The organism is Thalassoglobus sp., assembly GCF_048270125.1.
Taxonomy (GTDB): Bacteria; Planctomycetota; Planctomycetia; order Planctomycetales; family Planctomycetaceae; genus Thalassoglobus.
The window spans coordinates 423509-437297 of sequence record NZ_JBLWTN010000001.1; the positions used below are offsets into that span (position 1 = coordinate 423509).

Below are 13789 nucleotides of genomic sequence, written 5' to 3' on the forward strand. Positions count from 1 at the left end.
GGTGGATACTGACGAGGTAGACACTACCCCGGACGGCGCAGGAATCGAAAGGTTTCGAAATTGCCTGCACATCGAGTGGACCCTGGTAAAAAAGCGGCGACTGTGACGGAACTTCCCACAACTCGTCGCAGCTTACTCATTCGTGTTCGCGATCCACGTGACCACGGTGCCTGGGCTGAGTTTGAATCGATCTACCGACCTGCGGTGTATCGATTTGCCCGCCGACGCGGACTACAACCTGCCGATGCGGAAGACCTTTCACAGAGAGTCTTCCAGAAGACGGCTCACAAAGTCAGTGAGTGGGACGAAGTCGGCAAACAAGGCTCGTTTCGCGCCTGGATTCTTCTCGTCACCCGTAACGAAGTGATCAACGCACTCAGTCGAAAACGCCCCGATGCGGCTACGGGAGGAACCTCAACCAGCCAATTCCGCGTCAACGAAATTCCCGAGAGCCAACCGCTCGACGAGTTGCTCGAAAAAGAGTATCGCCGGGCGACCTTTCGGCACGCCGCGAGTATCGTGCAAAATGAATTCACCGAAACAAGCTGGCGTGCGTTCTGGCTGACAACGGTCGAAAACCAACAGTCGAAAACGGTTTCTGAATCTCTGGGAATCTCTATCGGAGCCCTTTATGCGGCTCGCAGTCGAATCATGTCACGCTTGAGAGAAGTCGTGACGCAACTCACAAAGGAGGACGAATAATGCCGGAGATTCGAACTTCTTGTAATCCCGAAATGCTGAACCTGTTTTTGAAGCAGGTGCTGCTCCCCGATGAGGAACAGCAATTTAACTCACACCTTGATCGCTGTGAGTCTTGTCGCAAAAAACTTGAACAAAACGCCGCTGATCCAGGCTGGTGGCAAGACGCCTCAGACTTCCTCGTCGCAGACGAGATCGATCTGGAGCTACAGAAAACACTGGATGGAGATGCAATTGAGACCGACGACGGAGCCATCCCTCGCGGATCAATTACCGGGGTGCTGGACCAACTTCTGCCGACTGACTACCCGGAGATGATCGGTCGCTTTGGTGGATATGAAATCGTCGGAGTCATCGGCTGTGGCGGTATGGGAGTTGTGCTGAAAGGATTTGAATCGGCTCTGAACAGGTTTGTTGCCATCAAGGTTTTGGCCCCCCATCTTGCAACGTCCGGAGCCGCTCGAAATCGTTTCTCGCGAGAAGGACAGTCGGCTGCTTCGGTCGTGCATCCCAACGTTGTTTCCATTCACCGGGTCTCTCAGGCGAACGGACTTCCGTTTCTGGTGATGCCGTATATTGGTGGTGAATCGCTGCAAAAACGGTCTGACCGTGACGGAGCGTTGCCGGTCTCTGCAGTGGTTCGCATCGGACTTCAAGTCTGCCGAGGCTTGGCAGCCGCGCATGCTCAAGGACTTGTTCATCGAGATGTCAAACCTGCGAACATTCTGCTTGAGAAAGATGTTGACCGCATCATTCTCACCGACTTCGGTCTGGCCCGCGCCGCCGATGATGCGAGTATGACCAAGTCGGGTGTCCTCGCCGGGACTCCTCAATACATGTCACCTGAACAGGCTCGCGGTGAACGCCTCGATCAGCGAAGTGACCTGTTCAGTTTAGGGAGTGTGCTCTACACACTTTGCACCGGACGACCACCCTTTCGAGCAGAAACCAGCTACGGCATCCTCAGAAAAATCACTGACACGCATCCTCGTCCAATACGCGAAATTAATCCAGAGATCCCAAACTGGATGGGGACATTCATTGCTTCGCTGCAAAGTAAAAATCCAGACGATCGAATTAACTCAGCCGAAGAAGCGGCCAATCTGCTCGAACAATGCCTGGCACACCTGCAACAACCAGACCTGCAACCGTTGCCAGCGGAGTTGAACGCGTGGAACAAACGACACTTGCCGAAATGGGTGATTTCTTCAGTGGCGACCGGCATCATGATTTGTGTTGTCGTCGCCAGCCTGTGGTTCAATCACGAACCGAACGAAATCACTGCACACCATTCCCAAACAGAGACAGTCGCCCCTTCAGTGACGTCAAAGAATGAACCTCTCGCCCCACCCAAAGAATCCACAGAAACCGGCAACAGGTTCCCTGCCATAGCAGCTGAGCCAACTGAAATCGCAGTTCAAGCTCCGCTCACCGATCAAGAAATCAGTGAACTCGAAAATCTCTTCGACGATGTTCAGTCGCTGCAAGATGATCTCAAACTCATGGAATCGAACTTGCAACTCCTTGATCCTCCCCAAGTCAATCCGACATTCGAATCTGAATTAAGGACAAACTAAATGATTTTTAAATCAACCTTGAATGTCAATTTCCATTTGGTCACTGTGATCTGCCTGGTGGCAACGATCTTTGTCACACTTCTCAAACAGTCAGCCCTGTCTGAGCCAGCAGAAAAGGTTGAGCCTGCACCGTCTCCTGTCACTGCAAAGAAAGTGACCAATGACGATCCGCCTCCGTTTCCCGTGGTGACGAACCGGATCAATTACTCAGAAACTTCAAAGACGTTCCCCGCGTTTATGTGGGATGATCAGCAAGGTTCTGACTCGTCTGCAGCGACCTCTTATCGACTCATCGCTGTCCCGAAGAATGTTGTCGGCCCCCTCGCAAATGCAATCTACGAGAACTTTCCTGAAGTGCAGGACGAACTCGACGTTCAGACGACTGTCCGCGGCGTTGTCTTCAATGCTGATATCGTAGTCGAAGAAGATTTCGACAAAGAGCTTCAGGAACTTGTGGATGCAATCCAAGATGATATTAAAACGCACTCTGACGTTCAGTTGTACATCCGCTTGCCGATGAATTTTCGCAACTCGAAGCTCAAATCCGCAGAATTCCACGGATACCTTCAGGACTGCGAGTTGTCCAAAGAGCCGATCTTCAACGACTTGTATTCCATGCGTGGGAGAGCATCTGCTGTCCATCGTTGCAAACGGAGGATCGGAGAACTGCTGGTCGTGATGGAGAAGCAAAAACATCTCAAGCCACAAAAATCAGAACCTGGAAACGATGGCGATTTCGTAGAGGCGCTGGAGCTTGGAATTCGCCAGCCAGTCCTAGTGAACCATCCAGAAGATCTCTACCAAAGTCTAGTTGCACAAGTTCACGATGCTCAAGCTGACTACTTCGCACAATCTCAAGCCGCAGAGACGGCGCCCGAATCAGAACGGCTTGCTGGCGAACTTGAACAACTCAGCGAAGAACTCTGGGAGGCAGAGCAACAACTTCTCAAGAATCAGGTGATCGACCTGAAACGCCGTCTCGCTGCCATTGAGGCAAAACTGGAACGTCGAGAAGATCGGCGAGCAGAACTCGTGCAGCGGCGATTGGAGGAACTCAAAACGCGAAAGCCAAGTCTTGTCGAGGCAACTCCAGTACCGCCGATGCAACCACAACAGCAACCTGAAACTGAACCAACTGGAAAAAGGCTGCCGCCTGATGCACCAACCGAGACCGATGCTGCTCGTGCAATCAAAGTACTACTAAATTCCAACAACGGAGAATTCGTCGTCACGCCTCGCCAGCAATCGGTGCACAATCTGACCAAACTGAATCAGGCATTGCTGAACTACCACGCAGCGAACGGGCACTTTCCGCCAGCTTCAAAAAACGTGGTTAATCAAGTCAGTTTCGATGGCCCGGGAAAAATAAAACCGTTTCCCAAATTTAGTTGGAGGGTCGAATTGTTGCCTTGGCTGGGTGAGCACGAACTTTATCGCCAGTATCGATTTGACGAACCTTGGGACAGTGAACAGAACAAGAAATTGCTGGCGAAAATGCCGGACGTTTACCGCTCGGCACTCGATCCGAGCGACTCGCAAAATTCGGCTTTCTATGCAGTTGTCTCTGAATCGAAAAGACAGGTCGGGGAGCCAGAATACTCGACACTTTTCGGCAACCCGGCGGGGTCGAAATACTCCGACGTCCATGACGGCACAGCGAACACCATTGCACTGGTTGAACTCGATCTCAAAATTCCCTGGACCAAGCCGGAAGACTTACAATACGACCCCGACCAGCCACTTCCCAAACTTCCGCTCTATGAAGAGACCGGTTTCCATGCCGGCTTCATCGATGGAACAGTTCGCCGAATTCCGAAAGAGACCGACGAAGAGCAGATTCGCCGTTTTTTCGAAATGAAAGATGGTCTGCCGACCAAGCTACCACCAATCGTGCACGCGTTCGGAACCGTGTTGCTTCAACCGGTGAAGCCGCAACCTCCGAAAATCCCATCCGATCTAATTCCATTTTACGATCCTTTCACCGCCTCAAACACGCTTCCAGAAACCAGACGCTTGGAGCAAGAGATCCTTAATCTTGAAGTCTTGGCTGCCAAGCAAAAGTTAGAAGCTGCACAGCGAGCATTGGAGGAGGTGAAAAATGCAGTTGAACGAAATCTCGCGTCATCTCAGGAACTGAGAAATAAAGAGTTGGCTGTCAACGAGGCTGCGATTGCACACAAGCGGGCAGAACTCGCACTTCAACGTGGAATCATCGACCAAACACCTGACCAAGCGAAATCATCCTTCGAAATCCCAAAATCACATGAGATGCTTCGACTCGATCTCGAACTTGCGGAGCAGATTGACAAGCTGGCAAAAGAAGATCTTGTAAGAATTCAGGAGCAATACTCAAACGGTGTCGCCTCTCTCCAACAGCTGACAGAAGCAAAGTCAAAAGCGATTCAAGCTGAGCACGATGTAAAGCGTCTTCAACTCGCTCTGAAGAATGGCTCGACCGTAAAGCCAGTAATCGCACCTGACGCAGACCCATTCGCTCCCATCACAGACTCTTTCGCAAGTCAGTCATCAAATGAAGGTCGTGCACTCCCAGTTTCGGAAGCGGCTCCTGATGCAACGCGGTATTCAATCGAGGAATTGCTGCCAAAAATCAAGGAGGCGTTCACCAAGGTGGGCGGTAATTATGATCTGGAAGACGAAGAGACGTATGTCATTGGAAGCGTTTCTGCTTCGCTTCAACCACAACAACGTGCGACCATTCCGCAAATAACAAATGCTATTGCCCTCAAGCCCATGAAGAATCAAAAGCAGGAGACACCATTTACTGAGCCGGACTACCAAAAGAGTTCAGTTTTCATTTTTCGTTTACAACCATCAAAACGAAAATGGTTCACATTACGACCAGTTGGCTCCGCGAAAATCCACAGGCAGGACGACGAAGTGTTGAGTGGTGTCATCATCAAAGAAGAAGAGAACGAAAAGATCCTTCCTGGCGATTTGTTTGTGGCAATCAAGAATCCAAAGGGTTTGAAAAAAACATTCAGCCCGCATGAAACGCCAAAGAGCACGATCCCGGCCACTCCAATACAGCCGGAAGAAACTTCTGTCCCACCTAGCTCTATTCCATCATCTCCTTTTACTAACCCACCGATTGAGGTGAAATCGCCCCCTGATCAGCGAGCGAAAATCATGCGGGGAAAAGATTCTTACACCGTCAGCAACGCAACCTTGATCGAAAAGTCAGTCGAGGCTATCGAGGCTGTCCTCAAACTTCCGACTGCCGATCAGATTTCGGTTTCACGTGGGGAGCGGAACGACACTGTCTCAGTCTCCAGCGATGTCGAAACAAAACATTTGTCTGAAGAGATCGAGAAAATTGTACGTAATCGGAAGGAAGTCTATTTACTGAAACATGAAGACGGCCATCTGTTTATCGACGCCGGACCGAAGGAAGCTTCAGATGTCACGAAGTCGTTGATCGACGCGATTCAAAACAGTCGAGCAAAGCCCAAAGAGAGTGAGCCATCAACGAAGGAATAAACGTCGCTTCGATGAATACAAACATCACGATCGAGCTTACAGGTGAAACGCGTTCTACACGGGCACACGTGTAGAACTAACTGATCTACCGTTGCGAAGAGGTCGTTCATGGCTGTTGCTTGCGGATCATCTGCTCCTCAACATTGATGTCTGAGAGCGATTTCAATTTCATGCTGCGGTAGATGGACCAGCCGAAAGGGCTTGTCAGCGGGCTTTCGCATTTCATCTCGAAAACTTTTTCATGATCTTTGTCGCCAGTGATTTCGAAAATCCTGGCCCACTGATGTTTTCCGGGGACTTCGTTGTAGGGAGTACCATCATCGAACTCGACGTGTCCACCATCGGTAATGAGATAGTTTCCGGTCTGCGGCATCAAGTCCGCTTCACAGTAGAAGGGACAGAAGAACATCTCATCAGGCGAGCCGTCGTACTCCCAGAGTTGCTGGACTGTCTTTGCTTTTTCATCAACCTTGAATTCCACGACGCGGCTATGATTTTCACTTCCTTTGAGCGGTGTGTTGAACGGGCGCGTGCGGTAGTTTCCATTATCATATAACCGGATATTGCCGTCCGGTGTCAGCTGAGGACCATGTTGATGGTACGGCCACGCGAAATTGTCGCCGACCGGTTTCAGAAGGTACTTCTGCCACTCCTCCCCCCAACCGTCAGGGGTTCCCAGAATCCAGATAATCTCCTCGCGTTTGAGATCAAACTTCATAAGGCAATCCAGATGTCGGAAAGAAATAATGGCGGCATCCTCTTCTGGAATGAGAAGCAACCCGTTGGCGTGGCACCAGTCTCGGCTATAGTCGTCGATCAGGTGATTGTATTTCGGTTTCCAGAACGAACCGCGAGATAAAAAACTGAAGCGTGTTTGATCCAGGTAATCCTTCAGCTCAACACGTCTTACAACTTCACCTGTTGACGGAACAAATTCAATCAGCTGATCGCAAACAACATGTGCAGGTTTCCATTCTGCTTCGGGGTCCGTCACACTGGTGGGGAACTTGTCGAACTTGACGAGGTCTGTCGAGAGAGTGAACAGGTTCCCATTTGGATGCTGCGCAATTTCATGGTGCATGGTGTCAACATCCACCGGGATCGACTTCGGATTCGGAGCATCAGTCAACCTGGCTGCGTGCCATTGGCGAACAAGATTGCCCACCAAATCGATTTCAAACGCATATCGGTAATTGCCATGCTGAAACAAAATGTTGCCGTTCTTCAGCAAACGAACATCCGCCGTCCGATGTCCGGTTCTCATGAACCAGACGATTTCTCCCTGCTGGTTCAACGCGATCAAATAACCATAGTCCATCACACTCGTATCGTCTCTCCACAAGTTGATCGGAAACAATAAGACACCCGGTTCGACTTTCTCTGGCTGGACATGTGTAATTTTGATCGGTGGAAAATTGCGGGGAAGCGGAATTGTCTGATAGCTGAGCGGTTTGCTGATCTCGAAATGTCCTGACACCGGGTCGGTCAAGCGGACTTTAATTTCGTGCTTGCGATCCGGCCGGAGACTATGTGCAATAAGACGCAATTGACGAGTCGACTTTTTCGGTCCTTCAATCGTCCACGAACTCTTTCCGTCGGTAATTTCCAATGAACCGATGACGGGCTTTGTTGCGGTCACGTCAACATAGGCCACGAGTGGTGCTCTCCATTGCGGATTGGGAGAGACAACCGGGATCGTCGAAAACAGCGACGGACCATTCGTGTCGGCACCGTCATCCCGGGCATGTAAACTCGTCGACAAAACGACTCCGCAGAATGTCAGGAGAGACAGTGGTTGCAGAAAAAAGCGAATGAGATAGAAACGCAACATTTTCAGTCCCGAAATTGGTCTAGCTGTCAGAATTTCCGTACACTTTAACACCCCTTCCCCAAACCTTCACCTCACATCAAAGTCACTCAATGTCATACTCAATAAAAAAAATCGAACTTTACGTTCGTGAAACGAAACCGGGACGAATGCTGTTTTCTCTCGGAAAGCAAAAACAAGAAAATAAATCGCAGCAAGGGCTCCTCAATCCGTTGGGACACATTCGGCTTGTGCTTCAAGATTCTGATGGTAACGAAACTTTTGGCTGCGCCGGTGATCGGCTTTCAGTTCGCTGGCTCGATAAACGTCCCGGACGATCTCTCGACTTGAAACGGAGAGAACTTGTTCAACTTCTTAACGATGCCAAAGAGATCGCACTTTCAGTCGGGGAGTTCGAAACGCCGTTCGAATTCTGGGAAAAAGCACATCCACAAATCATGCAGCGAGGGAGGCAGATGCAGCAGGAAGATTTAACATCATCCTATGCATCTGCTCAGTTTGAGCGAGCTGTTCTGGATGCGTTTTGCCGGGCTCATGAGAAGCCGATTTTCGAGATGGTCAAGACCGGACAAGTCGGTTTTGAGGCCGCGTCGATCCATCCGGAACTCAAAGGCTTTCCATTCGAGCAATCACTTCCGCAGCGTCCACTGTCGCAATTTTGGATTCGTCACACGATTGGCTCTTCAGATCCGCTTACTGAGGCTGATCTGAACGCTGCAAACCGTGCGAATGATGGGCTCCCAGAAACACTTGAGGAGTATGTCCGCGAAGATCGTATTCGCTATTTCAAAATCAAAGTGTCGGGGAATCCTGACCAAGACTTGCAACGACTCTCCGCAATTTGGGATGTCATCGTTTCCGCTCAGGCACCGGTGATCACACTGGATGCCAACGAGGCATTTGACGATTTGAAAACGTTCGAAAAATTCCTCGTTCGATTTGATCGTGAACTGACGGGAATGTTCCAGCATGTTGCGTACATCGAACAACCGCTCCGACGGCAACTGACTCTTGATCCCACCACGAAAAAATCTATCACGCGACTGGCGGAGCTGAAGTCGTTATTAATTGATGAATCGGACGGCACGACCGATTCCTACCGCCGGGCCCTCGACATCGGCTACGACGGAACATCGCATAAGAACTGCAAAGGTGTTTTTAAATCGCTGGCAAATTACGCACTCATGATGAAGCGAGCAGAGACGGGCCGTTCAACATTCCTTAGTGCCGAAGACCTGCAAAACCTTCCCGTTGTCCCACTTCAACAGGACTTCACGACACTGGGGATATTGGGGATCGAACACTGCGAAAGAAACGGTCACCACTACAACTTTGGACTCTCCATGCTCTCTGAGAAAGACCGGGCGAATGCTATAGCAAGCCATCCCGATCTCTATGTGGGAAAAGAGGGAGAAGGTTTCCTCAATATCCAAAACGGCCAAGTCAATTGTGCCAGCCTGCAATGCTCCGGGTTTGGTGTTGCCAACGAACCCGACTGGGCTTCGATGATGGACATGAACAAATGGGTGAAGCTGCGGCATCCAGAGTGATCGCCGCCCCGTTGCGGAGATGCTCTTCACTGCATTAATCTGGCTCTCATTTCTTCATCAATTCCTGACGCAGCAAATTCAGTGCACATTTTGCAGTTCGACTTTTTGTGATGGCCGGGTTCCCTGTCCAAGTGAGAAGCTCCTGGAGACGGACGTCATCGCCGATAAGCACGACCGGGATTTCCGAGATGAGTCGCCCCGATTCATTTGTTCGGACCGCTTCTCCACCGATTGCAATCACGTAATCGGCATCGACAGCTTTCCTGAAGTCTTCCGCTTGGGCCTTGAGTGAAATTTCTGAACTTCCAAAAGAGGAGACAGAGACATTTCCGCCACGATAGCAATCAGTCGCATCCGGGACATGAGCAATCCACTGAGCCAGCAGCCCGGCCGTCGCGTGCTCCACGGTGGCGAATGTTTTGCCCTGTTTGACGAGGTCTCTAATAATGACGTCTTCCAACTCCTCGTCTTCTTCTCCGAAAACAAATTCGCTGAGCTTGGCTCGAATGATCTTTCTCGCTCCCTCGATTTTTGCCAGGCACTCTGCTTCGTTACTGCCCTGTGCATTGATGCGTAAAGTAATGGTCGCTTCATGTGCAGTAATACCGACTTCGGGATCATTTCCGCGCGCTGTTAGATCGCCGAGAATTTCCTCAGTTGCGGACTCCCCAATGCCGAAGCAATTAATGCGGGCACGACGAATCAGAACATCCCCACCGGGGAGCCGGGGTTTAACCTGCTCCTGAAACATTTTATGCATCTCAGACGGAACTCCCGGCATGGCAGCGACCATGCACGGCTTTGCTCCTTGTCTGGGGCATTCCGCCCAGATCCCTGGAGCGGTCCCAACTGGATTCACAAGCGGAGTTGAACCAGCTGGGAACATTGCCTGAATACGATTCCTCTCTGGCATTTCTCGACCGCGTGAAACAAAAAATCCTTCCAGATGTTCCATTGAAGCAGCATCTTCGACGAGATCAACATTTAGCAAACCCGCAACAGCGTGACGTGTTAAATCATCCAGCGTCGGTCCAAGTCCGCCCGTCACGAAAATGAAGTCGACTCGCTCGGCGGCGATTTTCAGTGCATCAATGTTTGCCTGCAGATCATCAGCGACCGTCGTGTGAAACAGAACCGGGATGCCGAGCTCAGCGAGTTGCAAACTTAGCCATTGGCTGTTGGTGTCGAGTTTCGCCCCTGACGTTAACTCGGTACCAATCGCGATGATCTCTGCAAACATTGAGCCTGATTCCTGAGTCGTCTCTCGAGATTGAATGAGAGCATTGATAATTTGGTGGACATGAATTCATGCTGATCGGTCTTTTCAGAACCGGAAGAAATAGGACTCTCTCTTAAGTCCGCCCCGCTCGCAACATTCATGGAGAACGATGCGGTCATTCTCATCGATCATCCCGATTCCCAAGTGATCTTATCGCACAGAGATGAAATCGTTGTGATTTAACAACACGTGAATCAAATTCTCGCGGGCGCGAAGAGCAGGGGAGTCTGCAGCGTCGAGTTTTGCCTTCGTATTTGCAGAAACAGTGGTCAACGATTCTTTGTTTTCCAAGAGGGTGGATTGCGAAGTCAAGAACTGTTCGCAAGTTGTTGCTTCAAGTTCAGTTGGTTCTCTGGAGAGGATTTTGAGGAAACTGTTTCGGATGAATTCTGATGGGCTTGAGCCAGCTTGATTTAAATCAGCTGCGAGCTTCCGACTCGCTTCGAAAGTGAGTCGACTATTGGCCAGGGCGAGAGCCTGCTGAGGAATGATACTGGGGGATCGACGGTAGCAGTCAGTGGGATTGGCTGCGTCGAAGATAGTCATCATCAGCATTTGTTTCTCGTACGCATGACGGAAATACAAGCTGCGGCGAGGAACATCTTCCCCCTTTGCAAAATCGATATCCGGACCGCTCATCGACAGATCGAGTTGGTCAGCGACACTCAAGACACTGTCTCGGACAATTTCAGACTCCAGTCGTTTCACATTGGCACGCCAGTAGTATTTGTTGTCTTTATCAATCGTCTGATTCTTGACAAGGAGTTCAGATTGATCGCTGGAGGCCTGCTGGTATGTGTCCGAAGTGAGAATTAAACGGTGAATGTGTTTCATGCTCCAACCACTTTCGACGAGTTCGCTGGCGAGCCAGTCAAGCAGTTCAGCATGAGTCGGTTTCGGAGATCGCATTCCGAAATCAAAAACGTTGTCAACAAGTGGCGTCCCGAAGTGGCGAAGCCAGATATGGTTAACGGCAACGCGAGCTGTGAGTGGATTTTCTGGGTGAACGATCCATTGAGCCAGTGCCAGTCGCCGACCGGTACTTTGCTTCGGATAGACTGGTCCGACTGCTGTGTACTTTGCGTCTGTCTTAGCAAGTTCGAGACGTTTCTTCTCCGCATCGACTCGAGCGTCGAGAAGTGCTTTATCCGCCTTGGCGATGGCAGCTTTCTTCTTGGCTGCATCCTTTTCCTGAGACTCTCTGGCTTTCTGAGCTGCCTGCCACTTCTGCAAGACAGAGAGTGCTGCGTTCAGAGAATGAGCTTTCCGTTCTGCGTTCGCAGCCAATTTCGAGAGCTGTTCGACCTGTTTCGGACTCACTTTCGGTTCGCCCTGATGCTTGGCAGAATCGGCGGTGTAGCGTGCAATCAGTGAATTTAAAGATGCCAGTGCCGATGCGTGCTTCAGAATCGCCAGCTGATGCGAAGTTTCAAGATGTTGGGGAAGTGACGGTGCTGGTGGTGTTGACGGTGCTACTTTTGAATCAGCGGATGTCAAAGTAATATCAGGTTGAAACTTCGCAAGTGCCGTTCGTGCTGCTGCCTCAGCTTTCTCTGCTCTCTCGATCGATTCTTGACGGACCCGTTGGCCGAGTGCCGGGAAGTAACTTTCGATGGGAAGATCAACAGGCTGAACTTCGTATGGGACGCCGAGGATTTCAGCGACATCAGGATCGAGTGGGTTCTCTTCATCTGGAAGCTTTTCATTCCCTTGCCGATATAAATACGTTTTCGCAGCGAGGTCTTTATCAAACACACGCGCGATCCCATCTTCCATGATATTTGTCGTGCCAGGTAGTTGGTCTGTGCGGACGTTGTACGGCTCGAAAATCGCACGGAATGTGTAGTACTCCTGCTGGCCAATTGGATCGAACTTGTGATCATGGCAGCGAGCACAATTGATTGTCATCCCAAGAAACGCTTTGGCTGTATGCTCGACAGTCGCGTCCAGCCAGATATTTCGATTACTGTTGTGGTAGTTACGTGCAAGGAATCCGGTTGCCCGCAACACATCCTGATTCAGCGGAGCGATTTCATCTCCTGCCAGCATCTCAACAACCATCTGGTCGTAGCTTTTATCATCGTTTAGAGACTCGATGATCCAGTCTCGCCAATGCCAGATATGTCGCTGACTGCCACGGAGTGCGTTTTTGTAACCGCTCCAGTCGCTGTATCTCCAGACATCCATCCAGTGCCGTCCCCAACGTTCACCGTATCGAGGACTCGCGAGCAGTTGATCGACGATCGACTCGTAAGCAGCCTGTGAAGAATCAGATTGAAATTGCTCCAACTGCTCTGGTGTCGGTGGGAGCCCAGTCACGTCTAACGAGACACGTCGCAGAAGCGTCCCCTGAGGAGCGCGACGAAGTGGTTCTAAACCAAATTGCTGTTGTTGATGACGAAGAAAGAGATCGATTGGGTTCCGCGAGTTTGATCCACTTGATTCAGGGATATCGGGACGAGTGATTTTCTGATACGCCCAGTGATCTTCGGGCGTTTCTAAAACTTCTTCATCAGCGGGGGCGGGCATCCCTTGCGTGATCCAGTCGCTCAAGAGTTTTACCTGTGCTGCCGTGAGAGGTTCTCCTTCACCTTCCGGTGGCATTCTCTCATCAGCAGATTTCGTACTGATCCGCTGTATGATCAGACTCTTTTCCGGGTGACCTTTGATGGCAACATTTTCCTGGTGACCTTTGATGGCAACATTTTCCTGGTTCTCATCGCCGGTGAAGAACTTGGCTGCATCGAGTCGCAGGTCTGCTTCTTGCTTAATGGGTCCGTGACAGCTGATACATTTTTCAGCCAGCAGTGGTTTGATGTCACGGATGTAATCGACTTCTGCGCTATTCGCAGAGGAAGTGATGACGCAGAACCCGAGGGCTATGAAACTGAGACGATTCATAGGAAGGAAACACCGGCAGGAGGATTAGGAAGGAATGAGATTTTAGCATAACACTGAGTGGATTCGATGTGAACCTTGTGGCGTCTTTCTGTACACGTCGAATTTATGCTGAAAAATTCCAGGAAAATTAAAGTTGTCAAATTGTTGCCGGTTTGAAAAAAGCTGATGCAAAAACTCGCAGATGCCGCTTGACACAATCGCAGGAAACCGCGATTGTGCCCCACCTGCAAGCGAACAAGTTTCGATTGCGGAACAGACAACTTGAAACAAACCCTTCGCACACGTTTGGCCAGAGGATCAACCCATAGCGTGGGCCTCGATCGTTTATAGGTGTGTGCTTGCACAGCCTGGTCGTCGTCCTTCTCGCAGCAGTTCCTGACTGCCTTAAACTCGCGAAGGGTTTGCGTAAAAAAGCGGCGGTTCGAATTCGTTCGAACCGCCGCTTTTATTTTTATGT

Annotated in this window: 7 protein-coding genes; 4 read left to right on the forward strand and 3 right to left on the reverse strand. The window is 50.5% G+C overall.

What is annotated here, in order from left to right; translation table 11 throughout:
- Positions 1 to 60 precede the first annotated feature (60 nt).
- The 3 genes from ACN0YR_RS01580 to ACN0YR_RS01590 are packed head-to-tail and all read left to right on the forward strand — an operon-like array spanning position 61 to position 5774.
- Positions 61 to 702: an RNA polymerase sigma factor gene (locus ACN0YR_RS01580; RefSeq protein ID WP_417847449.1), complete on the forward strand. Its 642-nt coding sequence runs from the start codon at positions 61 to 63 to the stop codon at positions 700 to 702.
- Positions 702 to 2276 carry a protein kinase domain-containing protein gene (locus ACN0YR_RS01585; RefSeq protein ID WP_417847450.1) on the forward strand — a complete coding sequence of 525 codons (1575 nt, stop codon included), beginning with the start codon at positions 702 to 704 and terminating at the stop codon, positions 2274 to 2276. Before ACN0YR_RS01580 ends, ACN0YR_RS01585 begins: the two co-directional genes overlap by 1 nt.
- On the forward strand, positions 2277 to 5774 hold the full coding sequence (locus ACN0YR_RS01590) for a DUF1559 domain-containing protein (protein ID WP_417847451.1): 3498 nt from the start codon (positions 2277 to 2279) through the stop codon (positions 5772 to 5774). It begins immediately after the preceding gene.
- A 106-nt stretch (positions 5775 to 5880) separates the two neighbouring features.
- On the opposite strand, the gene ACN0YR_RS01595 is transcribed toward ACN0YR_RS01590, so the two are convergent.
- The gene (locus tag ACN0YR_RS01595) at positions 5881 to 7605 is read right to left on the reverse strand and encodes an aryl-sulfate sulfotransferase (RefSeq protein WP_417847452.1); all 1725 of its coding nucleotides are present in this window, start codon (positions 7603 to 7605) and stop codon (positions 5881 to 5883) included.
- A gap of 89 nt (positions 7606 to 7694) precedes the next feature.
- Between ACN0YR_RS01595 and ACN0YR_RS01600 the strand changes: the two genes are divergently transcribed.
- Positions 7695 to 9152 (forward strand): hypothetical protein, encoded by a 1458-nt coding sequence (locus tag ACN0YR_RS01600; protein WP_417847453.1) that lies wholly within the window; start codon positions 7695 to 7697, stop codon positions 9150 to 9152.
- Between the two features lie 46 nt (positions 9153 to 9198).
- Here the strand turns inward: ACN0YR_RS01600 and ACN0YR_RS01605 are convergent, their stop codons facing one another.
- Positions 9199 to 10392, reverse strand: coding sequence for a molybdopterin-binding protein (locus ACN0YR_RS01605; protein WP_417847454.1), 1194 nt, complete (start codon positions 10390 to 10392; stop codon positions 9199 to 9201).
- A gap of 189 nt (positions 10393 to 10581) precedes the next feature.
- On the reverse strand, positions 10582 to 13332 hold the full coding sequence (locus ACN0YR_RS01610) for a PSD1 and planctomycete cytochrome C domain-containing protein (RefSeq protein ID WP_417847455.1): 2751 nt from the start codon (positions 13330 to 13332) through the stop codon (positions 10582 to 10584).
- Positions 13333 to 13789 lie beyond the last annotated feature (457 nt).